The sequence below is a fragment of the Corallococcus sicarius genome (genome assembly GCF_003611735.1).
Lineage (GTDB): Bacteria > Myxococcota > Myxococcia > Myxococcales > Myxococcaceae > Corallococcus > Corallococcus sicarius.
Map to the genome: position 1 here is coordinate 1 of NZ_RAWG01000077.1, position 26,761 is coordinate 26,761.

The window sequence follows — 26,761 nt, forward strand, 5'->3', positions numbered from 1 at the left end:
CCCCCTCCAGTACGCCGACTTCGCGCTCTGGCAGCGCCAGGGGTTGCAGGGCGACGTGCTCCAGGCGGAGCTGGAGTGGTGGCGGCACCAACTCGCCGAGGCACCGGGCGCGCTGGACCTGCCCACCGACAAGCCCCGCCCCGCCTCGCAGTCGTTCCGCGGGGCGTCCCTTCCCGTGGCGCTGTCTCCGGAGCTGTCCGCGGCCGTGAAGGCGATGGCGTCGCGTGAAGGCGCCACGCCCTTCATGGTGCTGCTCGCGGGATTCCAGTTGCTGTTGTCGCGCTACGCCGGCCAGGACGACGTGCTCGTGGGCTCCGCCATCGCCAACCGCAACCGGGCGGAGACCGAAGGCCTCATCGGCTTCTTCGTCAACACGCTGGTGCTGCGCGCCCGCATCGACCCGCACGCTTCGTTCCGGGCGCTGCTGTCCCAGGTGAAGGCGACGACGCTCGCGGCGTATTCGCACCAGGACCTGCCCTTCGAGAAGCTGGTGGAGGGCATGCAGGGGGCTCGGGACCTGAGCCGGTCTCCGCTGTTCCAGGTGGCCTTCACGTTCCAGAACGCTCCCCTGGGCGCGCTGGACCTCCCCGGCCTGCGCCTGGAGCTGCGCAGCGGGGAGATTTCCACCGCGAAGTTCGACCTGGACTTCAGCCTCCAGGAGCGTGACGGCGCGTTCAGCGGCGACCTCAACTTCAGCACCGACCTGTTCGAGCCCGCCACCGTCATCCGGATGATGACGCACTTCCAGGCGCTGCTCGGGTCGCTCACGGCCCGGCCCGAGGTTCCGGTGTCGCAGCACTCCCTGCTGCACGGCGACGAGCGCCAGCGCGTGCTGGTGGACTGGAACGCCACGCGCCGGCCGCTCGCGCCCCACACCGTCCCAGAGCTGTTCGCGGCCCAGGTCCTGCGCGCTCCGGACGCCGTGGCCGTGCAACACGAGGGACGGTCGCTCACCTACGCGGCGCTGGAGGCCCGGGCAAACCAGCTGGCCCGGCGCCTGCTGGCCTCCGGGTTGCGGCCAGAGGCTCGCGTCGCGCTGTGCGTGGAGCGGGGGCTGGAGCTGGTGGTGGGGATGCTCGGCATCCTCAAGGCCGGTGGGTGCTACGTGCCCATGGATCCCGCGTACCCGCGCTCCCGACTCGCGTTCATGTTCGAGGACGCGGGCGTCAGCGCGGTGGTGGCGCAGCAGGCCCTCCTGGGCGCGCTTCCCGCGCATGAGCTGCCCACGGTGTGCCTCGACTCGGACGCGGAAGCCCTGGACCCGCAGGCCACCCGTGCGCCCGAGGACGTCGTCATCGTGCCGGAGCAGCTGGCCTATGTGCTCTTCACGTCGGGCTCCACGGGCCAGCCCAAGGGCGTGGGCATCACGCACCACTCCATCGTGCACCTGGTGCGGGACACGAACTACGTCCAGCTGGGGCCCGATGACTGCATGGTGCAGGCCGGCACGCCGGCGTTCGACCTGGCCACCTTCGAGGTCTGGGGCGCGCTGCTCCACGGCGCCCGGCTGGTCATCCTTCCGCGCGAGGTGACGCTGGTGCCCGCGGACCTGGCACGAAGCCTGCGCGAGGTGGGCGCCACCACCGCCCTGTTCGCCACGGCGCTGTTCCACACGGTAGCCCGCGAGGTTCCGGACGCCTTCGCCACGATGCGCGTGGTGCTGTTCGCCGGTGAGGCCGCGAACGCGGACGCCGCTCGCGCCGTGCTCCGAGCGGGCGCTCCGGGGCGGTTGGTGAACCTCTATGGCCCCACGGAGGCGACCGTCGGCGTCACCACGCATGACCTCGTGGACCTGCCGGAGCACGCCACGTCGGTGCCCATCGGCCGGCCGATGACGCGGGTCCAGACGTATGTGCTGGATGCGTACGGACAGCACGTGCCCGTGGGCGTCCCGGGTGAGCTGTACCTGGGCGGTGACGGCCTGGCGCGCGGCTACCTGGGCCGCCCCGCGCTGACCGCCGAGCGCTTCGTGCCCTCCCCGTTCGGGGACGTGCCCGGGGCCCGGCTCTATCGCACGGGCGACCGGGTCCGCTGGCTGCCGGATGGCACGCTCGACTTCCTGGGGCGCATCGACACGCAGGTGAAGCTGCGCGGCTTCCGCATCGAGTTGAGCGAGGTGGAGGCCATCCTCCGCCAGCACCCGTCGGTGAAGGCCGCCGTGGCCCGGCTGCTCGATGACGGCTCCGGCGACCCGCGACTGGTGGCCTGGTACGTGCCCGGCTCCCCGGTGGATGCGACGGTGCTGCGCGCCTTCGTCTCCGAACGGCTCCCCGCGCCCCTGGTGCCCTCCGCGTTCGTGTCGTTGGACGCCCTGCCGCTCACGCCCGTGGGCAAGGTGGACCACAAGGCCCTGCCCTCGCCGGATGCGCGCGCTCTCGCCGCCGGGCCCGCGGTGCCGGAGCGGATGACGCGCTTCCAGCAGCGCATCGCCACGCTGTTCCAGGACCTCCTCCGGTTGGAGCAGGTGGGACTGCACGACGACTTCTTCGTCATCGGAGGGCACTCGCTCCTGGCCACGCAGCTCGTCTCACGGCTGCGGACCACGTTCGGCGTGGAACTGCCGCTGCGCGCCCTCTTCGATGCGCCCACCGTCGCGCGGCTCACCGACCGGGTGGAGGCGCAGCTGCTCTCCCGCGTCGCGGGTCCTGGCATTCCGGCACTCGTCCCCACGTCGCGGGAGCGGGACCTGCCGCTGTCCTTCGCGCAGCAGCGCCTGTGGGTGGTGGACCAGCTTCGTCCGGGTGGCAGCCACTACAACATCACCACGGTGCTGCGGCTGGAGGGCGCCCTGGGCGCCGAGGCGCTGCGTCGCGCCCTGGAGTGGGTGGTCGCCCGCCACGAAGCCCTGCGCTCCACCTTCGCGATGAAGGACGGTCAGCCCATTCAAGCGGTGCATGCGACTTCCACCTGGGAGCTTCCCGTCACCGACCTGACGACCGTGGCCACGGGGACGCGCGAGGACGAGGCCCGTCGGTATTCCGTGGAGGAGGCTGCTCGACCGTTCGACCTGGGACGGGGGCCGCTGCTGCGCACACGACTTCTGCGGCTGACGCCCACGGAACACCTGCTGCTCCTGTGCATGCACCACATCGTCTCCGACGGTTGGTCGCTGGGGGTGTTGGTGCGGGAGGTGGCCGCCGGCTACGAGGCCTTCTCCTCGGGCCGGACGCCCGTGCTGCCCGCGCTGCCCGTGCAGTACGCCGACTTCGCCGTGTGGCAGCGCTCCTGGCTCCAGGGGGACGTGCTGGCCGAGCAGGTCGCGTGGTGGAAGCACCACCTCGCCGGTGCGCCCCAGGTGCTGGAGCTGCCCACCGACAAGCCCCGCCCCGCGCTCCAGTCCACGCAGGGCGCGCTCCTCCCCGTGCACCTTCCGGTGGAGGCCGTGGAGCGGCTGGTGGCGCTGGGCCGGAAGGAGGGCGCGACGCCCTACATGGCGCTGCTCGCGGTGTGGCAGGTGCTCCTGTCGCGCTACGCACGGCAGGAGGAGCTGCTGGTGGGTTCGCCCATCGCGGGCCGCAACCACGGGGAGCTGGAGGGACTGGTCGGCTTCTTCGTGAACACGCTGGTGCTGCGGGGACGCGTGCGCGCGGGTGACACGTTCCGGACGCTGCTCGCCCAGGTGCGCGCCACGACGCTCTCCGCGTTCGAGCACCAGGACCTGCCCTTCGAGAAGCTCGTCGAGGAGCTCCATGTTTCGCGCGACTTGAGCCGCAATCCGTTGGTGCAGGCCGTCTTCGCGCTGCAGAACGCGCCCACCGGGGAGCTGAAGGCGCCGGGCCTCACGCTGCGCCCAGTGCCGGTGGACAACGCCACCGCGCGCTTCGACCTGGGGTTGCTGCTGCACGAGGCACCGGACGGCCTTCGCGGCGTCCTCGAATACAGCACCGACCTCTTCGAGCGCTCCACGGTGGAGCGGCTGGTGGGCCACCTGCGCACGTTGCTGGAGGCGGTCGTCGCCGCTCCGGACGTGGCCCTGTCCCGGCTGGAATGGCTCACGCCCGACGAGCGTCGGCAGGTGCTCACGACGTGGAACGCCACCGGGGTGGACTACCCTCGCGAGTCGAACCTCGCCGCGCGCTTCGCGCACCAGGTGTCCCTGCGCCCGGACGCCGTCGCGCTGGAGTTCGGTGACACGCGCCTCACGTACGCCCAGCTGGATGCGCGTGCCAATGCGATGGCCCACCTGCTGGGCGCTCACGGGGTGGGCCCGGATGCGCTCGTGGCCGTGTGCCTGGAGCGCTCAGTCGAGCTGGTCGTCACGCTGCTCGCGATCCTCAAAGCGGGCGGGGCCTACGTGCCGCTGGATGCCGCGTATCCGGCGCAGCGACTGACCCTCATGCTGGAGGACGCACCGCCCCGGCTGCTCGTCACCACGCGCTCGCTGCGCTCCACGCTGCCGGTCTCTGATGAAGTGCCCTGTCTCTTCGTGGAGGAGATGCGCCTGGAAGGGCAGCCGACCACCGCTCCGGACGTGGACCTCTCCGCGCGGAACCTGGCCTATGTGGACTTCACCTCCGGTAGCACGGGGCGTCCCAAGGGCGTCGCCGTGGAGCATCGGGGCGTGCTGCGCCTGCTGCACGCTGCGACGTGGGCCCGCTTCAGCCCGGACGAGTCCTTCCTGCTCATCGCGCCGCTGTCGTTCGATGCATCGACGCTGGAGCTGTGGGGGCCGCTGCTGTCAGGAGGTCGGCTCGTCGTCTTCCCGCCGCAGCCGCCCACCGACCTGGAGTTGTTGGGGCAGGTCCTGCGCCGACATGGCGTCACGTCGCTCTACCTGTCCGCGGGCCTGTTCGCGCAGGTGGTGGACGTGAAGCTGGAGGTGCTGCGCGGTCTGCGGCAGCTCTTCGTCGGAGGGGACGTCCTGTCGCCCACGCACACGCGCCGCGTGGTGGAGACGCTGGGGCTTCCCGTAGTCAACGGCTACGGGCCCACCGAGGCCACCGTCTTCACCTGCTGCCTGCGCATGAACAGGCCGGAGGATGTCCGGGGCGAGGCCATCCCCATTGGTCCGCCCCTGTCGAACACGCGGGTGTACGTGGTGGACGGCGCGCTGCGCCCCGTGCCCGTGGGTGTGCCCGGTGAGCTGCTCATCGGCGGGGACGGCCTCGCGCGTGGCTACGTCTCCCGGTCCGACCTCACCGCGGAGCGCTTCCTCCCCAACCCCTTCGCCACCACGGCCGGCGAGCGCGTGTACCGCACGGGGGACCTGGTGCGCTGGCGCGCGGACGGGAGCCTGGACTTCCTGGGCCGCATCGACAGCCAGGTGAAGGTGCGCGGCTACCGCATCGAGCTGTCCGAGGTCGAAGCCGCCCTCAAGGCCTGGCGGCCCGCCATCGCGGATGCCGCCGTGCTCGTGCGCGAGGATGCGCCGGGAGACAAGCGGCTCGTGGCGTATGCGGTCCCCAGCGTCACGGGGGTCCTGGACGTCCAGGCCCTGCGCGAACACCTGCGACAGCGGCTGCCCGAGTACATGGTGCCGACGGCGTTCGTCACGTTGCCCGCCCTGCCGCTCAACGCCAACGGGAAGCTGGACCGCCACGCCCTCCCCGCCCCTGACGCCGCGTCCATTGCGCGCAAGGGCCGCTTCGTGGAGCCCGGCGACCCGCTGGAGGAACAGCTCTCCGTCATCTGGGCCCGCGAGCTGGGAGCCCGGCGCGTCGGCGTCCATGACCATTTCTTCGAGGACCTGGGGGGCACGTCGCTCACCGTGGTCCGCGTCGCCAACCGGTTGCGCGAGGAACTCCAGCGCGACGTGCCCGTCGTCTGGTTGTTCGAACATCCCACTGTCCATGCGCTCGCCCAGCGACTGGAGCGCGAGGGTGGGAAGGCGGATGTGTCGAAGAGGGAGACGCCTGCCCTGCGCCCGACGTCCACGGCAACGCACACGCCCGCCACGACGGCTGTGAACGCGACAGCACTCACGCCTCCCGCAGCGTCGGTGGCCGCGCCTACCGCCGCCTCCGTGCTCACCCTGCCCGCGTCAGAGCCCATGCCTCCAGCAGCAACCACGCCCTTCCCGAGCGCTCCAGCGCCCGCGACATCACATACCGGAATCCCCATGGCCTCCGTGTCCGCGTCAGCTCCCGCGCCTGGCTCAGCGCTCAGCTCGCAGAGCACACCCACGCCCGCGTTGCCTACGGGGGCCATCGCCATCATCGGCATGTCCGGCCGCTTCCCTGGCGCGGCTTCGGTGGAGGACTTCTGGCGCAACCTGCGCGAAGGCGTGGAGTCCATCTCCCGCTTCACTCCGGAAGAACTGGAGCACCTGCCCGGTCTGCCTCCGGGCGTGGAGCTGTGGCAGCACCCTGGCTTCGTGCCCGCGCACGGCGTGCTCGCGGACATCGATCAGTTCGATCCCGCCTTCTTCGACATGTCGCTGCGTGAAGCGCAATGGACCGACCCGCAGCAGCGGATGTTCCTCCAGTGCGCATGGGCCGCGCTGGAGGACGCAGGCGTCGACCCCGCGCGCTTCCCGGGCGTCGTCTCGCTGTTCGCCGGAGCGAATGAGTCGGGCTACGCGAACGAGGTCCAGCAGCACATGCCGTTGGACTCGGCGGCGTACTTCGAGCTGTTCGGCACCGCGACGTACCAGAGCCTGCCGACGAAGGTGTCCTACAAGCTGGGGCTCACCGGCGAGAGCATGCTCGTCTACACCGCGTGCTCCACGGGGCTCGTGGCCGTGCACGTCGCGTGTCAGAACCTGCTGTCCGGCCTGTCGGACGTGGCGCTCGCGGGCGCGACGCGGCTGTCGGTGCCGCAGCGCACGGGCTACGTGCACCAGGAGGGGATGATCTACTCCCCGGACGGCCACTGCCGCGCCTTCGATGCGAAGGGCCAGGGCACCGTCTCCGGCAGCGGCGTGGCCGCCGTGGTGCTCAAGCGGCTGGAGGACGCGGTCCGCGACGGCGACCCCATCCACGCCGTCATCCGAGCCACCGCCGTCAACAACGACGGGCGCAACAAGTCCGGCTTCACCGCCCCGGGCGTGCAGGGACAGGCGGCCGTCATCACCCAGGCGCTCAAGCGCTCCGGCGTCGCGCCCCAGGACATCGGTTACGTGGAGGCGCACGGCACGGCGACCCCGTTGGGCGACCCCATCGAGGTCGCGGCGCTCCAGCGCGCCTACGGCCTGGGCCCTGAACACCGGGGCACCATCCCGCTGGCCTCGCTGAAGACGAACGTGGGCCACCTGGACACCGTGGCGGGGCTCGCGGGGCTCATCAAGGTCGCGCTGTCACTGCGCGAGGGGGAGATTCCTCCCAGCCTCCACTTCGAGCACCCGAACCCGCAGATCGACTTCAACGCGGGGCCGTTCTTCGTCAATACCCGCTTGCGGCCATGGCCCCGGGGAGCGGCACCCCGGCGCGCGGCGGTGAGTTCCTTCGGCGTGGGCGGAACGAACGCGCACGCGGTGCTGGAGGAGGCGCCGGTCGTCCGGAGCGGGCCCACGTCGCGCTCGCACCAGCTCTTCGTGCTGTCCGCGCGTTCGCCCGAGGCGCTGGAGGCGGCGTCGCTCCAGCTTGCCTCGCACGTGCTGGCGGACCGGTCTCCGGAGGCACTGGAGGCGGCGTCATCGAAGCTCGCCAACGAGGTGCTCTCGGCGCGCTCGCCCGAAGCGTTGGAGGCGGCGGCGAAGCAGCTCGCGCTGCATGTGTTGTCCGCGCGCTCGCCCGAGGCACTGGAGGCGCTGTCGGCCCGGTTCTCCGTGGACGTGCCCGAGGCACGCACCTCGCTCGCCGACGTGGCGTACACGCAGGCTGTCGGACGACGGGCCTTCGAGTACCGGCGCACGGTGGTGGCGCGCGACGCGGCGGACCTCGCGAAGCAGCTTCGCAAGCCGGCCACGCCGACGCGGTTGAAGGACGTCGAAGGGGCCCGGCGGAAGCGCGTGGCCTTCGTCTTCTCCGGACAGGGCACCCAGCAGGTCGGCATGGGCCGGGTGCTGGATGAGACCGTTCCCTCATTCCGCGCCCACGTGGACGCGTGCCTCGCGCTGTTGGAGGCGCCCCTGCGTGCGCGGGTGGAAGCCCTGCTGCGTCCAGGGCCGGGCCAGGAGGCCACGGCGCTCACGGACACCCGCGTCGCCCTGCCCGCCCTCTTCACGGTGCAGGTGGCCCTGGCGCGGCTGTGGCAGGACTGGGGCATCGTCCCCTACGCCGTCCTGGGGCACAGCTTCGGCGAGTACGCCGCCGCCTGTGTCGCTGGCGTCCTCTCCCTGCCGGATGCGCTGCGTCTGGCCGTGGCCCGGGGCGAACTGATGCACCGGCTGCCTCCGGGCGCGATGCTCGGCGTGGCCCTGTCGGCGTCCGAGGTGCAGCCCCTGCTCTCCGGTCGGCTGACGCTCGCCGCGATCAATGCTCCGGACCGGTGCGTCGTCTCCGGGCCCGTGGAGGAGGTGGAGCGCTTCCAGGCCGTGTTGCAGCAGCGAAAGGCCGGCGCGGTGCGAATGCCTTCGCTCCACGCGTTCCACTCCGCGGACGTGGAGCCCCTGATGGGCGAGCTGGCGCGCGTGGTGGCTTCGCTCCAGCGCGGTGAGCCCTCGGTGCGCTACGTCTCCAGCCTCACCGGCGCCGTGGCGCGTCCGGGGGAACTCGCGTCCCCCGACTATTGGGCCACGCAGATGCGCCAGCCCGTGCGCTTCACCGACGCGGTGGGGGCGCTGCTGGAAGAGGGTTGCAGCGTGCTGCTGGAGGTGGGGCCCGGCCAGGACCTCACGCCACTGATGCGCGCCTGCCTGGGCGAGGACAAGGAGCGCGTGAAGGCGTTCGCTTCGCTGCGGCGGAGCGGCACGACGACGGAGCAGGCCGGTCTCCTGCAATGCGTGGGAGAGCTGTGGGCAGCAGGGCTGGAGGTGGACTGGGGCGCGTTCTACGCCCACGAACAGCGCCGCCGCGTGCACCTGCCCACCTACGCGTTCCTGCGCAAGCGCTGCTGGGTGGAGCCTCGCGCCCAGGACAGCGCGCCCTCCGTGGCCGAGGCCACCGGACGGCCCCTCGCGATGCCGCCGAGCAATGTTGCAGCGCCCGCACCGGAGAACGGGCCGGCTTCCCGGTCCGGCGCTGGACCTTCGATTTCAACCACCGCCCCGGCAGCCCTGTCACCGCACAGCGTCTCTGCTTCGGACGTCTCCGCCGCGAACACCCTGCCTGCACCGCCTCCGACGCCTGCGTCCATCCCGCGGGTCCTGGCGGAGATGGCAGCACCACTCCCCGATGGCCGCGAGGACGCGCCACGCGGTGAGGTCGAGGCCCGGATCGCCGCGCTCTGGCGTGAGCGGCTGGGCATGGACTTCGTCGGCCGCGACGACAACTTCCTGGATCTGGGCGGCAACTCGCTCATGGCCGCGCAGCTCCTCAACCAGCTCCGCGATGCCTTCAACGTCCAGGTCCCTCTGGCCGCGCTCTTCGAGGCGCCCACCGTCGCGGGCCTCGCGTCCCGCATCGAGCCCCTCCTCGGCAACGTCCCCGCAGCCGAGCCCACGCGCGAGCTGCCGCTCGTGCCGCTCCCTCGCACCGCGCCCCTGCCCCTGTCCTTCGTGCAGGAGCGCGTCTGGCGCCTGGAGCAATACCTGCCCGGGCTGTCCGCCTACACCATCCCCTTCGTCCTGCGCCTGGAGGGCCCCGCCGACGTCGCCACGCTGGAGCGCGCCATCCAGGAAGTCGTCCAACGACACGAGGCCCTGCGCACCACCTACGACGCGGTGGACGGCAGGCCCATGCAGCGCTTCCACGCCCACGTGCGCATCCCCCTTCCCGTCGTCGAAGTGGAAGGCACGCCCGGGGAGCGCGAGGAGGCCGCCCTCCAGTTCGCCCGCGAGGACGCCGCGCGTCCGTTCGACCTGGTGCGTGGGCCCGTGCTGCGCACCACGCTCGTGCGCCTGCGCGCGGACCTGCACCTGTTGGTCTGCGCCATCCACCACATCGTCTGCGACACGCTCTCCACGTCCCTGTTCCTCCAGGAGGTCGGGCAGCTCTACGCCGCCTTCGTCCAGGGCAGGCCGTCGCCGCTGACACCCCTCCCGGTGCAGTACGCGGACTTCGGCGCGTGGCAGCGGCAGTCGCTCGCCGAGTCCCGCTTCCCCGAGCAGGAGCAGTGGTGGCGGCAGCGGCTGGCCGGCATGCCCCGGCAGCTCGGCATCCCCACGGACCGGCCCCGGCCCGCGAACTGTCCGCTCACCTCCGAGCGCATGGTGTTGGACTTCCCGCCCGCGCTCGCTCAGGAGTTGGTCGCCTTCAGCAAGCGCGAGGGCTTCACGTCGTACATGACGGTGCTCGCCGCGTGGAACGCGCTGCTGCACCGCTACACCGGCCAGACGGACCTCATCGTCGGCACGCCCATCGGCAACCGCACGCGGCCGGAGCTGCTGCCGCTCATCGGCTACGTGGCGCACTCGGCCGCCTTCCGTACGCACGTCGGGGATGATCCGAGCTTCCGCGAGCTGCTGCACCGCGTGCGGCGCGAGGTCACCGACGTGCAGTCGCGGCCGGACGTCCCGTTCGAGCTGCTCGTCGAACAGCTCGTCCCGGGCAAGGACATCGGACGGGACCGCATGGCGGACACGGTCTTCGTCTACCACTCGAACCTGGAGATGGGCGGCGATGCGCTGGCCGCCGTCGGGGCCCGGGGGACGTTCATCGAGGTGCCGGGCACGCCCGTGCAATGGGGTGCCACGCTGTCCGACCTGACGCTCATCCTCACCGAGGAGCCCGGGCGCGTGCACGGCGCGCTGGAGTACGCGACGGAGCTGTTCGACGCCTCCACCGCGCGGCGCATGTTGGAGCACCTCCAGGTGTTGCTGGGCGCGGCGCTGGCCCGGCCCGAGGAGCGCCTCTCCCTCCTGCCGCTGGCCACCGAGGCTGAACGCCTCGCGTGGCCCGAACCCCGGTCCGTTCCCCACGCGCCCTCCCTGCCCACGCGCCTCCGGGAACACGCGCGGCTCCAACCGGAAGCGGTCGCCGTGAGCCAGGGCGAGCGGACCTGGACCTGGAGCGACCTCGCCTCCCGTGCTCGTCGATTCGCGACGCGGCTGGTGGCACAGGGGCTCCAGCCCGGAGAGCCCGTGGTGCTCTGCCTCCGCGCGTCGCCGGAGAAGCTGGCGGCGCTGTGGGGCGTGCTCGAAGCCGGAGGCGCTCCGGTGACGCTCGGGTCCACGGACCTGGACTCGCTGCCCGTGTATGCCGTGGAGGGCAGCCTGGTGCCGCGCCTCATCACGTGGCGCGGGCTCGTCACGTCTGCTCGCCTGGACGCGACGCGCGTGCTCCAGGTCGAGGAGGTGCTGGACGGTGCGGCTCCCTTCGCGGAGGAGCGTGCACTCCCGCTTGCGTCACCCGAGACGCTGGCGTGGCTGCTGCCCATGGGTGCGGGGCAGCCCGCGTGGGCGCTGAGTCACGCGTCGCTGACGGGCTTCTTCGCCGGCCTTGATGCGCGCCTGCGTCCGACGCCAGGGACCACCTGGCTCGCCGCCTCCGAGCCCGCTCCCGAGAAGCCCGAGTTCGAGGCGCTCTGGGCCCTCTCACGCGGTCTGCGGGTCCTCTTCCCATCCGACGCCGTCGCTTCGCGCCTCTCCCACGCGGGTGGGGGCGCCTCACGGCCGCTGCAACTGAGCCTCTCCTACTTCGCCAACGACGAGGACTCGCTCACCGGGCCCAAGTACGAACTGCTGATGGAGGGCGCGAAGTTCGCGGACGCGAATGGCTTCTCCGCCATCTGGACGCCCGAGCGGCACTTCCACTCGTTCGGCGGTATCTACCCGCAGCCGGCGGTGGTCTCCGCCGCGCTCGCCTCCGTCACGCGCAACCTGCGCCTGCGCTCGGGCAGCGTCGTGCTGCCGTTGCACGACCCGCTCCTCGTCGCCGAGCAGTGGGCCGTCGTCGACAACCTCTCCGGGGGCCGGGTCGACGTGTCGGTGGCCACGGGCTGGCACGTGCAGGACTTCACCTTCGCGCCGCAGAACTACGCGGACCGCCGCAACATCCTGCTGCGCCACCTGGAGACCCTGCGCGCTCTATGGCGCGGAGACCGGCTGCTGCGTCCGGGTGGCAACGGCGTCACCGTGGAGGTGGGGCTGCGTCCCAGGCCCGTGCAGAAGGAGCTGCCCGTGTGGCTCACCGCCACCGCGAACCCGGAGACGTTCCGGCTCGCGGGGGAGTTGGGCGCGGGCGTCCTCACGGGCCTGTTCGCCCACTCGCTGGAGGAGCTGAAGCCCAAGGTGGCCCTCTACCGCGAGGCGTGGCGCCGCAACGGCCACCCGGGCCGGGGCCACATCACATGCATGCTGCACACGTTCCTCGGTGAGGACGAGGCCGAGGTCCTCCAGCAGGTGCGCAAGCCGCTGCTGGCGTACTTCCGCAGCTCCGCGGACATCACCGCGTCCCTCCTCGCGGCCCAGGGGCACCAGGGCGAGATCAACAAGATCTCGAAGGAGGACATCGACGCGCTGCTGGAGCACACCTTCGAGCACCACGCGAAGGGCACGGGCCTCATCGGCACAGTGGAGAGTGGCCTCAAGCGCCTGCGCGACGTGCGGGCCTCGGACGTGGACGAGGTGACGTGCCTCATCGACTTCGGGCTGGAGACGCCCGTGGTGTTGCAGGGGCTTCGGCGTCTGGCCACGTTGCGCGAGGCACTGGTGTCGGACGAGTCCTCGCGCCAGCACCGCGTGCGGGGCGAAGGTGCGGCGGGCATCGAGGAGCTCTTCACCCTGGCCCGTCAGGCCGGCGCGGTGCTGGTGAACACCACCGCCCGGTTGGCGCGCACGCTGACGGCGGCACCGGGTGCTCGCGAAGCCCTGGCACCGGTGGGGACGTGGGTCCTGGAGGGCGCATCGGCGGAGCTCGCGACGGCGCTCCAACGCACTGCCGGAGGAGCCGTGCTGCTCGCGGGAGAAGCGCACGAGGCGGGTCTCCTGCCACGGGCTCCGGGCGAGAGGCTGCCGTCAGGCCTCCAGGCGTGGGTGCTTGATGCAGCGGGTGAACCGGTGCCCGCGGGCGTCGTGGGCGAGCTGGCGCTCGACGGTGCGGGGCTTCCGGCCGCGCTCTGGAAGGCTTCGGGAGAGGAGCCGCACCGCTTCGTGCCGCATCCCCGGCACGCCTCCGCGCGCCTCTACCGCACCGGCCGTCCCGTGCGCCTGCGCGCGGACGGTCACGTCGAGCCCGTGTCGCTCCCGGCCTTCAATTCGTCAGCGTCCCGTCCCGTGATGGGCGCTGTTGCCAGAGCGCCCGTCGAGCCCGTGTCACCCCCGGGCTTCACGGCGTCAGCATCCCGTCCGGTGACGGGTTCTGCAGCCGAAGCGCCCATCGAGCCTGGGCCGCGCCCGGCCTTCACTGCGTCCGTGCCGGGTCCCGCTACGGGCGCTGCTGGAGCAGAAGCCTCCGTGGTCGCCGGCCCGTCCACCGCCGCGACCCGGACCTCCGGAGCCGCGCAGGCCATCCCGCGAGTTCCGCGCAACCGGCCACTGCCGCTGTCCTTCGCCCAGCAACGCCTGTGGTACCTCCAGCAGCTGGAGCCGGACAGCACCGCGTACAACAACGCAATCATCTTCCGGCTCACGGGCGCGCTGGACGTGCGGGCGCTGCAGACGGCGCTCGACGCACTGGTGGAGCGCCACGAGGTCCTGCGCACCACCTACGCCCTGGCCAACGCGGGCGCCGTGCAGGTCATCCACGCCGCGGGCTCCCTCTCGTTGGACCGGGAGGACGTCCCCGGTGACACGGCCGAAGCGCGCGAGGCCGCCATGCTTCGCCGCTGTCAGGCCTACACCGCCACGCCGTTCCACCTGGACACGGGCCCTGTCGTCCGCGCCCTGCTCCTGCGGCTGTCCCCGGACGCGCACGTCCTCCACCTGCTCCTGCACCACGTCGTCTCCGATGCGTGGTGCGCGCTGGTCCTCAGCCGCGAGCTGCCCGTCCTCTACGCCTGCGCCAGCGCGGGCGTGCCGTCCGTCCTGCCACCCCTGCCGGTGCAGTACGCCGACTACGCCGTCTGGCAGCGCCGGGAGCTGGAGGGCGTGGTGTTGGACGATCAGGTGCGCTGGTGGAAGGCGCTGCTCCAGGGCACCCCGCCGCTGGAGCTGTCCACCGACCGGCCCCGCCCCGCCGTGCAGTCCTACGCGGGCGCGGCCCACCGCTTCCACCTGCCGCGCGAGCTGTCGGAGCCCCTGCTCGCCGTGGGTCGCCGCGACGGCGCCACGTCCTTCATGGTGCTGATGGCGCTCTTCCAGGCGCTGCTCTCGCGCTACTCCGGCCAGGACGACTTCGCGGTGGGCACGCCCATCGCCGGCCGCACCCGCCCCGAGGTGGAAGGTCTGCTGGGCTGCTTCGTCAACACGCTCGCCTTCCGCGCGAAGCTGGACGGAGCCCCGAGCTTCCGGGAGCTGATTGCCCGCGTGAAGCAGCAGGCCCTGGGGGGCTACGCGCGCCAGGACATGCCCTTCGAGCGACTGGTAGACGTGCTCCAGGTGCCGCGCGACCTGAGCCGCACGCCCGTGTTCCAGGCCATCCTCAACGTCATCAACGTGCCGGAGGCCCAGACGACGGGAGGCCAGGGGCTCCAGATTGGCGGCGTGGACGTGCCGGTGACGACGTCCAAGTTCGACCTGACGCTGGAGGTCTGGGAGCAGCGTGACGGGCTGCGCTGCCGCCTGGAGTACGCGACCGCCCTCTTCGACGAGGAGACGCTGGTCCGGATGGCGGAGCACCTGACCGTCCTGGCGAAGGCCGTCATCGCCGCCCCGGACGCGCCGGTCGCGGACCTGCCGCTGCTCACCGCCGACGCGCGCCATCAGGTCTTGCACGGCTGGAATGACACGCGCGTGGAGTACCCGCAGGGCACGAGCCTCCACCAGCTCTTCGAAGCCCAGGCCGACCGCACCCCGGACGCCATCGCGCTCCAGTTCGAGGAGCAGCGGCTCACCTACGCGCAGCTCGAAGCCCGCGCCAACCAGCTCGCGCACCACCTGCGCGCGCGGGGTGCCGGCCCGGAGACGCAGGTCGGGGTCTGCCTGGAGCGCTCCCTGGAGATGGTCGTGGCGCTGCTGGGCGTCCTCAAGTCCGGCGCCGCGTACGTGCCGTTGGATCCCGCCACCCCGAGCGAGCGGCTCGCCGGGATGCTGGAGGACACCGCCGCGCCCGTCCTCGTCATCCAGGAGCGGTTCCGGGACGCGTTGCCTCCGCACACCGCGCACGTCCTCGCGTTGGACACGGGCTGGGACGCCATCGCCCGCGAGCCGATGGGAAGGCCCCACACGCTGGCCGCTGACGACGCCCTCGCCTACGTCATCTTCACGTCTGGCAGCACGGGACGGCCCAAGGGGGCGATGAACGCGCACGCGGGCGTCGTCAACCGCCTGCGGTGGATGCAGGGGCGGTATGCACTGACGGCCGGGGACACGGTGTTGCAGAAGACGCCGTTCAGCTTCGACGTGTCCGTGTGGGAGTTCTTCTGGCCCCTGATGACGGGGGCGCGGCTCGTGCTCGCGAGGCCCGGAGGGCACCAGGAGCCGGACTACCTCACGGCGTTGATGGCGAGGGAGGGCGTGACGACGGCGCACTTCGTGCCGTCCATGCTGCGGGCCTTCGTGGAGGAGCCCGGACTGGAGGGCCTGACGCGGCTGCGTCAGGTGATGTGCAGCGGCGAAGCCCTGCCCGCGGACCTGGTGCACAGGGCGCAGGCCCGCCTGCCCCACACCGCGCTGCACAACCTCTACGGCCCCACCGAGGCCGCGGTGGACGTGACGTCCTGGGAGTGCCCGCGCGACGAAGCGCTGCGCATCGTGCCCATCGGTCGCCCGGTGGCGAACACGCGGATGTACGTCCTGGACCGGAGGAACCAGCCGGTGCCGGTGGGCATCCCGGGCGAGCTGTTCATCGGCGGCGTGCAGGTGGGCCGGGGCTACTGGCGCCGCCCCGCGCTCACCGCCGAGCGCTTCGTTCCCGACGCCTTCAGTGATGCCCCCGGAGCCCGCCTCTACCGCACGGGAGACATCGCCCGGTGGCGCTCCGACGGCACGCTGGAGTACCTGGGCCGCGCAGACTTCCAGGTGAAGCTGCGGGGCTTCCGCATCGAGCTGGGAGAGATCGAAGCCGCGCTCCAGGCCTGGGCGGAGGTGCGTGAAGCCGTGGCCGTCGTGCGTCAGGAGCCAGCAGGAGACCCGCGCCTCGTCGCCTACGTCACCGTCGAGGGAGGGACGCTCGATACCGCCGCCCTGCGAGCGTTCCTGCACGCGCGGCTGCCCGAGTACATGGTGCCCACCGCCTTCGTCACCCTGGAGGCGCTGCCGCTGACCTCCAGCGGCAAGGTGGACCGCAAGGCCCTGCCCGCACCCGAAGCCCCGACTTCCGGACGTGGTGAGCCCATCACCCCGCGCGACGACACCGAACGCACGCTGGCGGAGATCTTCGCGCAGGTGCTCGGCCTCGAACGGGTTGGAGTGAGGGACAGCTTCTTCGAGCTGGGAGGCCACTCGTTGCTGGCGACCCAGGTGGCCGCGCGGGTCCGTGCGCGCCTTGGGCAGAACGTGCCGCTGCGCATGCTCTTCGAGGCCCCGACGGTGGAGGCGCTCTCCCGGCGCCTCTCCGGCGATGCCTCAATGGGTCGTGAGTCGACGCACCGCTCGAAGCAGGAAGGCCCTCCCGCCGCCACGCCAGCGCGAGTGCCCGCAGCCCCCAGTGGGACAGCGTCTCAGCTCGCCGCGCCGCAGCGCTTGAGCGGATCGGCACTCACGCCGCTGACGCGCATGAAGCGTCCCGCGGTGCTGCCGTTGTCCTTCGCCCAGCAGCGGCTGTGGTTCATCCACCAACTGGGTGTCGCGGACGCGGCGTACCACGTCCCATTCGCCCTGAAGCTGGAGGGCACGCTCGACCTCGTCGCGCTCCAACGGAGCTTCGACGAGCTGATGCGCCGTCACGAAGCCCTGCGCACCACGTTCCGAGCGCGCGACGGAGCCCCGGAGCAGGTCATCCACGCGTCCCTGCCCCTGCCGGTCCGGCACGTGGATCTCATGGGCATCACCGACCCGGAGCAGCGTCGCGCCGAGGCGACGAAGCTCGCCCTCGAAGAGACCCGGAGCCCGTTCGACCTGGAGCAGGGCCCGCTCATCCGCGCGCTCCTGCTCAACCTGTCCGCCACGGAGCACGTGCTGGTGCTGAACCAGCACCACATCATCTCCGATGGCTGGTCCACCGGCGTCCTCGTGCGCGAGATGGGCACGCTCTACGCCGCCTTCTCCCAGGGCCTCCCGTCACCCCTGCCCGAGCTGCCCGTGCAGTACGCCGACCACGCGCTGTGGCAGCGAGGCTGGTTGCAGGGCGCGGTGCTCGACCATCAGCTCGCGTGGTGGCGCCAGCAACTCGAAGGAGCGCCATCCCACCTGGAGCTGCCCACGGATCATCCGCGTCCGCCCCGGCAGACCTTCCATGGCGCGCTCATGCCGTTCACCCTGCCGCGCGCAGCGAGCGAGGCGCTGGAGGCCCTGGCGAAGCGTGAAGGCATGACGCCCTTCATGGTGCTGCTGGCGGCCTTCCAGGTGCTCCTCGGTCGCTACGCCGGCCAGGACGACGTGCTCGTGGGCTCCCCCATCGCGGGACGCCAGCACGCCGAGTCCGAAGCGCTCATCGGCTACTTCGCCAACACCGTCGTCCTGCGCACCCGGATGCGCGAGGAGGACACCTTCCTCACGTTGCTGACCCGCGTGCGTGACACCACCCTGGGCGCCTACGAGCACCAGGACGTCCCCTTCGAGAAGCTCGTCGAGGAGCTGCACCCCGCCCGGGACCTGGCCCGCACGCCGTTCTTCCAGGTCACCTTCACGCTGCAGAACGCGCCCCTGCCGAAGCTGGGCCTTCCCGGCCTGTCGCTCCAGCCGATGAACATCGACCCGGGTGCGATCCGCTTCGACCTGGAGTGGCTGCTGCACCGCGCGCCGGAAGGCTTCGCGGGCGGCCTCAACTTCAACACCGCCCTGTTCACGCCCCGCACCGTGGCCGGCATGGCGCGGCACCTGCGCGTGCTGCTCGACGCGGCGGTGGCCTCGCCCGCGACCCCGCTGTCACGCCTGCCGCTGCTCACGGCCGAGGAGCGCAAGCAGGTCCTGGAGACCTGGAACACCACCGCCACGGACTACCCGCGCGAAGCCTCCGTGCCCGCGCTGTTCGCGGAGCAGGCCGCGCGCACCCCTGACGCCATCGCCGTGCGGATGCCCCCGAGCACCGGGGCCTTCCTGCTGGACGCAGCCCCGGTGGCGCCGCGCGAGCTGACCTATGCCGCGCTGGACCGCCAGTCGAACCAGCTCGCGCACCACCTGCGTCGCATGGGCGTGCGGCCTGGAGACCGGGTGGGCCTGTGCGTGGAGCGCTCGCCGGAGCTCATCACCGCCATGCTCGGCATCCTCAAGGCTGGCGCGGCCTACGTGCCCGTGGAGGCGAAGTCCCCATCCGGGCGCATCACCTGGATCCTCCAGGAGGCGGGCGTCAGCGTGCTCGTCACGCAGGAGGCGCTGGCGGACGAACTGCCGGCGGAGGCAGGGCTCCTCGTCCTCCTGGACGCGGAAGCGGAGCTCCTCGCGAAGCAGCCCGTCACGCCGCTGGAAGTGCAGGTGCCGGCCGAAGCACTGGCCTACGTGATGTTCACCTCGGGAAGCACCGGCCGCCCCAAGGGCGTCACCGTGCCGCACCGGGGCATCGTGCGACTCGTCCGGGGCTCTCACTTCATCCACGCAGGGCCTGCCGAGGTCTTCCTCCAGGTGGCCCCGGTCGCGTTCGACGCGTCCACGCTGGAGGTCTGGGGCGCGCTCCTGAACGGCGCGAAGCTGGTGCTGGCGCCGCCGCGTGCGCTCTCGCTGTCGGAGCTGGGCACGCTGTTGACGGCGGAGGGCATCACCACGCTCTGGCTCACCGCCGCGCTGTTCGAACAGATGGTCCTGCACGAAGGCGCGGCGCTCGCGAGGGTGCGGCAGGTGCTGGCGGGCGGCGACGTGCTGCCCGTGCCTCGGGTGCGAGAGCACCTGGCGCGGATGGCCCCTGACGCCGTGCTCGTCAACGGGTACGGCCCCACGGAGAACACGACGTTCTCCGCCACGCACACGCTGCGGGCCGGGGACACCGTGGAGCGCACGGTGCCCATCGGCCGGCCCCTGGCGAACTCGACCGCGTGGGTGCTGGATGCCGCGCTCCAGCCCGTTCCGCCGGGAGTCCCCGGGGAGCTGTACGTCGGAGGCGACGGCCTCGCGTGGGGCTACCTCCAGCGGCCCGACCTCACCGCCGAGAGGTTCATCCCCCACCCCTTCGCCACCGCGTCGGGCGCGCGTCTGTACCGCACCGGCGACAAGACCCGCTGGCGCGAGGACGGGACGTTGGAGTTCCTGGGCCGCACCGACTTCCAGGTGAAGCTCCGTGGCTTCCGCATCGAGCCCGGCGAAGTGGAGGCCGTGCTGCGCCAGGCCCCCGACGTCCGCGAGGCCATCGTGCTGGCCCGCGAGGACGTGTCCGGAGAGAAGCGGCTCGTGGCCTACGTGGTGCTCGGTGAAGCCGGCTCCGGCACCGACCGCGTGAAGGCCTACGCGCAGCAGCAGCTCCCCGACTACCTGGTGCCGTCCGCGTGGGTGGAGCTGCCGACCCTGCCGCTGTCCCCGAATGGCAAGGTGGACCGCAAGGCCCTGCCCGCCCCCGAAGCCGCCCAGCCCTCCGAGACAACCCGCGAGGCTCCGCGCAATGCCAGGGAGGAACAGCTCGCGGCCATCTGGGCAGAGGTGCTGCACCTGGACGCGGTGGGCATCCACGACGACTTCTTCGAGCTGGGAGGCCACTCGCTCCTGGCCACGCAGGTGGTGTCGCGGATCCGCTCGGTGCTCGGCGTGGAGCTGCCCCTGGGCGAGCTGTTCAACGCGCCCACCGTGGCCGCGCTCGCGGAGCGCCTGTCCACCTTCGCGAGCACATCCCGCGTGCCGCCGCTCACCCGCACGCGAAGGCCGGCCGTGCTGCCGCTGTCGTTCGCGCAGCAACGGTTGTGGTTCATTGATCAGCTGGAGCCGGGCAGCAGCCTCTACAACATGCCCTTCGCCCTGACGCTCCTGGGCACGTTGGACGAGGACGCGCTGAAGGGAAGCCTGGACGCGCTGATGGCGCGGCACGAATCGCTGCGCACCACCTTCCGCACGGAGGCGGGCCAGCCCGTGCAACACATCCACGCGGAGGCCACCGTTCACCTGGAGCGCGTGGACCTGACGCACCTGGAAGACCCGTCACAAAGGCAGCAGGAGGCAGAGCGGCGGGCGACGGCGGAGTCGCAGCGCCCGTTCGATCTGGAGCAGGGGCCGGTCATTCGCGCCCTGCTCCTGAAGCTCGACGCGGAGGAACACGTCCTGGTGCTGCACCTGCACCACATCGTGTCCGACGGCTGGTCCCTGGGCGTGCTGGTGCGTGAGCTCACCGCCCTCTACGAGTCCCTCCGCGAGGACAGGACGCCCGTGCTCCCGGAGCTGCCCGTGCAGTACGCCGACTTCGCCCTCTGGCAGCGAGGCTGGCTCCAGGGCGAGGCGCTGGAGGCGCAGCTCGACTGGTGGAAGCAGCAGCTCGCCGGAGCACCGAGGGCCCTGGAGCTGCCCACGGACAAGTCCCGGCCCGCCATCTCCACCCAGCGCGGCGACACCGTACCGGTGTACCTGCCGCGAGCCCTGGCCGAACAGGTGGAGGCACTGGCGCAGCAGGAGGGCGTGACACCGTTCATGGTCTTGCTCGCGGCGTTCCAGACCGTGCTGCACCGGTACTCCGGGCAGGACGATGTGCTGGTGGGTTCGCCCATCGCGAACCGGCGCCACGCGGAGACCGAAGGGCTCATCGGATTCTTCGTCAACACGCTGGTGCTGCGCGGCAACTTCGGTCCCCGGATGACGTTCCGGGAGCTGCTGGCGCAGGTGCGCGCCACGACCCTGGGCGCCTACGAACACCAGGACATCCCGTTCGAGCGGCTGGTGGAGTCACTGCACGCGACGCGAGACCTGGGCCGGATGCCGCTCTTCCAGGTGATGTTCGCGCTGCAGAACGCGCCGGTGCCGGAGCTGTCGGTGCCCGGGCTCACCGTGCGCCCGGCGCGCATCGGCGACCGCACCACGTCCCAGTTCGACCTGAGCCTGGACCTGAACCGTCAGGAGGACGGGTTCCGGGGGACGCTCGAATACGCCACGGACCTGTTCGAGCGCTCGACGCCCACACGGCTCCTCACGCACCTGCGCGTGCTGCTGGAGGCCGCGCTCGCCCGGCCGGATGCGCCCCTGCCTGAGCTGTCGCTCCTTTCAGCGGAAGAGCGGGCGCACCTGCTGGGCCCCTGGAGCGGCGGCATCGCGGACTTCGACCGCGACGGCACGCTGCACGGCCGCATCGAGGAACAGGTGGCGAGGACCCCGGACGCGGACGCCGTGGTGTTCGAGGAGACGACGCTCTCCTTCCAGCAGCTCAACGCGCGCGCCAACCAGCTCGCCTGGGACCTGCGGGCCCGGGGTGTGGGGCCGGAGGTCCCGGTGGGGCTGTGCCTGGAGCGCTCGGCGGACGTCATGGTCGCGCTGCTGGCGGTGCTCAAAGCCGGGGGCGCCTTCGTGCCGCTGGACCCGGCGGCGCCCTCCGCGCGCAAGTCCCTGCTCCTGCGCGACTGCGGCGCCTCCGTGTTGCTGACCTCGCAAGCGCTGGCCGAGGCGTGGCGACCGGACGTGCCCCAGGTGGTGCGGCTCGATGTCGAACGCGAGCGGCTGTCCACCCTGCCCCGTGAGAACCCGCCGCCCTCCGCGGACGCTGGCAACCTCGCGTATGTCATCTACACGTCCGGCTCCACGGGCACGCCCAAGGGCGTGATGGTGCGGCACCGCTCGCTGCTCCACCTGCACCGGGCGCTGCTCCGCACCGTCTACGCGGGGCAGCCGCCAGGGCTGCGTGTCAGCGTCAACGCGCCCCTGTTCTTCGACGCGTCCATGGATCAGATCCTCTGGCTCCTCGACGGCCACTGCCTGTGCCCCGTCCCCGAGGACACGCGCCTGGATCCGGAGCGGATGCTGCCCTGGCTGGAGGCAACGCGGGTGGACACGCTGGATTGCACGCCCGCGCAGCTCAAGCTCCTCCTGGACGCGGGGATGCTGGAGCGCGCCCGGGTGCCGTCGCTGCTGCTCGTGGGCGGCGAGGCGCTGGACGAGGTGCTCTGGCGGCAGCTCGCCGCGACGACGCGCACGCGCGCCTTCAACACCTACGGCCCCACCGAGTGCACCGTGGACGCCACGGCCTGGAACATCCAGGGCACGCCCCACGCAATGCCCGTCATCGGAAGGCCGCTGGACAACCTGCGGGCGTACATCCTCGACGAGCGCCAGGAGCTGACGCCCTTCGGCCTGCCGGGAGAGCTGTGCTTCGCCGGAGAGGGCGTCGCCCGGGGCTACCTGGGCCGACCACACCTGACGGCGGAGCGCTTCATGCCGGATGCGTTTGGCACCGAGCCCGGAGCCCGCCTGTACCGCACGGGCGACAAGGCCCGCTGGCGCGAGGACGGCACCCTCGACTTCATGGGCCGCCTCGACTTCCAGGTGAAGCTGCGCGGCTACCGCATCGAGCTGGGCGAAATCGAAGCCACGCTGCGCACGCACCCGGGAGTCCGGGACGCGGTGGCCCTGGTGCGCGACGCGCGCCTCGTGGCCTACGTCACGCCGGAGCTGGACACCGCGCCGCTGCGAGAGCACCTGCGCCAGCACCTGCCCGACTACATGGTGCCCGCGGCCCTCATCGCCCTGCCCGTCCTGCCCCTGACGCCGAACGGCAAGCTGGACCGCAAGGCGCTGCCCGCGCCGGATGCGTCGCGCCTCCCCGAGCGCACCTACGAAGCCCCGGCGACGCCCACCGAGGAGCGCCTCGCCGCCATCTGGAGCGCGTTGCTGCGCGTGCCCGCCGTGGGACGCCACGACAACTTCTTCGAGCTGGGAGGCCACTCGCTGCTGGCCACGCAGGTGGTGGCCCGCGTGCGTGCGGGCTTCGGCGTGGAGCTCGCCGTCCGGGCGCTCTTCGAATCCCCCACGGTGGCGGCCCTCGCGCAGCGCCTGCCCACCGCCGCGACCGTCAACACCCTGCCGCCCCTGGCCAGGGCCACGCTCGACGGCTTGCCGCCGCTGTCCTTCGCGCAGCAGCGGTTGTGGTTCATTGATCAGCTCGAACCCGGCAGCCCGCTCTACACCATGCCCTTCGCGTTGCGCATGTCGGGAACGGTGGAGGTGCCCGCCCTCCAGGAGGCCGTCGACGCCCTGGTGCGGAGGCATGAAACGCTGCGCACCACGTACGAGGCCCGGGACGGAGAGCCCCGCCAGCGCATCCACCCGGCCCCGTCCGGGACGTTGCGCATGGAGGACCTGGTCCACCTGCCCGCGGACGCGCGCGAAGCCGAGGCTGCAAGGCGCGCGGAAGCAGAGGCGCAGCGTCCCTTCGACCTGGGCACGGGACCGCTGGCGCGATTCACGCTCCTGAGATTGGAGGAGCGCGAGCACATGCTCCTCCTGTGCCTGCACCACACCGTCTCCGACGGCTGGTCCTTCGACGTGCTCGTGCGCGAGCTGGTGGCGCTCTACGAGGCGTTCCGGCAGGGCCAACCGTCGCCGTTGTCCGAGCTGCCCGTGCAGTACGCGGACTACGCCGTCTGGCAGCGAGCGTGGCTGGAGGGCCGGGTGCTGGACGCGCAGCTCGACTGGTGGCGGCGACAGCTCGAAGGAGCACCGCACGCGCTGGCGCTGCCCACCGACAGGCCCCGTCCGCCCAAGCGCTCCGCCCGGGGCGCCGTGCTGCCGGTGCACCTGTCCCCCGCCGTGAGCGACGCGGTGGAGGCCCTGGCGAAGCGCGAGGGCGCCACACCGTTCATGGTGTTGATGGCCGCGTTCCAGACGCTGCTGTCCCGGTACACCGGTCAGGACGACGTGCTGGTGGGCACGCCCATCGCGAACCGCCGTCACGCGGAGACTGAAGGGCTCATCGGCTTCTTCGTCAACACGCTGGTCCTGCGCGCCCGCTTCGACGCGAGCACGTCGTTCCGGAAGGTCCTCGCGGGAGTCCGCACCAGCACCCTGGGCGCCTACGAGCACCAGGACCTCCCCTTCGAGCGACTCGTGGAAGCGCTCCAGCCCGAACGAGACCTGGGACGCACCCCGCTCTTCCAGGCCCTCTTCGCGCTGCACAACACGCCCGCGTCGGAGGTGGACCTGCCCGGCCTGAAGCTGAAGGCGGTGGAGGCGGGCGCTCCACCCGCGAAGTTCGACCTGGACCTGGCGCTGACCCGGCTGCCCGAAGGATTCCAGGGCGCGCTGACCTACAGCACGGACCTCTTCGAAGCAGCCACGGTCCAGCGGCTGATGGAGCAATGGGCTCGGCTGCTGGAGGACGTCCTCGCGGAGCCCGACGCGCTCCTGGACAGGACGCCCCTGCTCACCGCCGAGGAGCTGCGTCGCAAGGTTGTCCCGGAGAAGCCCCGGGCAGCGGACGCGCTGGCAGGCCCGGAACCCCTCGTTGCGCCGCGCGACGCACTGGAGCGGGAGCTGGTGGACCTGTGGGAAGAGCTGCTGGGCACCCGCCCCATCGGCGTCACCCGTGCGTTCTTCGACCTGGGCGGACACTCGCTGCTCGCCGTGAAGTTGATGGCGCGCATCCGGGAGCGGCTGCACCGCGACCTGCCGCTGGCCGCGCTGTTCCAGGCGCCCACGGTGGAGCAGCTGGCCCGGCTGCTGCGTCAGGCCCCCACCGCCTTCTCACCGCTCGTGCCCATCCAGCGCGAGGGCACGCAGCGGCCCTTCTTCTGCGTCCACCCGGTGGGAGGCAACGTGCTGGCGTACGCGGAGCTGGCGAAGCAGCTCGGTCCGGACCAGCCGTTCTACGGCCTCCAGTCCCAGGGGCTCGATGGCACCCTTCCGCCGCTGGACACGGTGGAGGCGATGGCGGCGCTCTACGTGGCCTCCCTCCGGACCGTCCAACCGAAGGGCCCCTACCGCCTGGGAGGCTGGTCCATGGGAGGCGTGGTGGCCTTCGAGATGGCCCGCCAGCTCCAGGCCCGGGGAGAGACGGTGGAGCTGCTGGCCCTCATCGACCCCAGCCCGGCGACGGACGACCGGGTGCCGCAGGACGTGGACGACGCAAGGCAGGTGGCCTCGCTGTTCGAACTCGACCAGGGACAGCTCGCGGCCCCGGAGGCGGAGCAGGCCCAGGGGCGCACCCTCCTCCGGGTCTTCACCCACAACCTGCGAGCGTTGAAGCACTACCGCCCCGGGCCGTACACGGGGCGCGTCCTGCTGCTGCAAGCTGCCGGATCCCCAGACACCTCGGGAGCCAGGGACGAAGGCTGGGGCGCCGTCATCCAAGGCGAGCTGGTGCGCGAGGAGCTGCCGGGCAACCACTACACGCTGCTGCGAGCCCCCCATGTCCAGGGGCTCGCGCAGCGGCTGGCGACCTGGCTCCAGGCGCGTTAGGGCGAGGGAACCAGGCCCGCGCCGCGCTTCACCAGCACGGCGCGGGCGTAGGCCATCAGGAAGCCCACGCGCATGGCATTGCGCTCGGTGGGGATGCCCGGCCCGGACATGATGGCCGCCACGTCGCTGCCCAGCTCCACGGCGCGCGCCAGCCGGGCGGCGATCAACGCCTGCTGGATGCCGCGCCGGCGCCACGCGGGGAGCACCGACGTGCCGAACAGGGACGTGAGCCCGTCGCTCGTCTCGCAGCCTCCAGCCCCGACCGGGACGCCTTCGAGCCGCGCCACGAACGCATCCGTGCCCTTGGTGCGAGCGCCCTTGATGCCCATCGCCAGGAATGACTCCGGCAGCGTCTCGCCCTCGGGGACGAAGCCGCTGCCGGAGACCTCGGCGAACATGCGCACCGCCGCGTCGTCGGAGGGGTCGATGCGCTCGATGGTCAATCCCGGAGGGGCGCCCCGACTCAGCTTGCGCAGGTCCTCGGTCTCCCGAAGCGGCCGGTACAGCACCGTCTCGAACTCGCGCAGCACGAACCCGCGGTCTGCCAGGGCCTGGAGCAGCGGCACCGGCGTGTACGGGCTCAGCTCCGCCTTCGGCTCCACCCCGCGCGAGGAGAAGAAGTCCACCAGCGCATCCAGGTCCGCCCCGGTGACCTCCTGGCCGAAGCCATACCCGCACGACTTGTTGACGTAAGAGCCCACGCCCCCGAACGCCATCCACCCGTCCGCCAGCGGCGCGGACTCCGTCGCCAGCGTCACCGCGACCTGCGCCTGCTTGCGCTCGAACCGCCGCGCGATCTCCACCAGGTTCACATCGTTCATGCAGCCCCTTTACACCCGAGGTACGGGTCCGGGGGGCCGACGCGCTTGCAGCCGGGGTTCTGACGCCCGGGATGTGGGTTCCTGCCCACGACTCCGGGGGGCCGTGCACCCGACGCTCGAACCCGACGCCGCCCGGGCGGCTCATGGGCGGTGACCTCCTCCACCGGGCCGTGGGAGGCATCCCCCCTGGTCAGACGGGCCGCAAGGCTCCCGCCGGGCTGCCCGTCTGCCCTGCGGCGCTACGGGCGCCCCTTGTCCGGGGGGTGAGGCGATGCACGCTGCCGGGTTGCCAGGCGGCCTCGACCGCGTGGCACGCGGCCGGCCGGCCGGCCGCATCCGCCCGTCGGAGGTGTTCACGCACCGGGGCCCGCTGGAGAAGGCCCTCGAGTTCTACCGCACGATGGCTCGCAAGCAGGACGGGTGCATCAAGTGCGCCCTCTTCCCCAACGGCCCCATCATCCACTGACCGGAGACG

3 protein-coding genes are annotated in these 26,761 nt (G+C 71.9%); 2 read left to right on the plus strand and 1 reads right to left on the minus strand.

Annotated elements, in window-relative coordinates; translation table 11 throughout:
* Positions 1-25,465 (plus strand): non-ribosomal peptide synthase/polyketide synthase (locus tag D7X12_RS44290; RefSeq protein ID WP_279637182.1); only part of this gene is annotated, 25,465 nt, incomplete at its 5' end.
* On the opposite strand, the gene D7X12_RS14660 is transcribed toward D7X12_RS44290, so the two are convergent.
* Entirely contained in the window at positions 25,462-26,286 is an 825-nt protein-coding gene (locus D7X12_RS14660) for a GNAT family N-acetyltransferase (RefSeq protein ID WP_120625894.1), read from the minus strand. The genes D7X12_RS44290 and D7X12_RS14660 overlap by 4 nt on opposite strands.
* Before the next feature lie 307 nt (positions 26,287-26,593).
* On the opposite strand from D7X12_RS14660, the gene D7X12_RS14665 reads away from it, so the two are divergent.
* Positions 26,594-26,752, plus strand: a complete 159-nt coding sequence (locus D7X12_RS14665) for a hypothetical protein (RefSeq protein ID WP_244224554.1) — start codon at positions 26,594-26,596, stop codon at positions 26,750-26,752.
* Positions 26,753-26,761 lie beyond the last annotated feature (9 nt).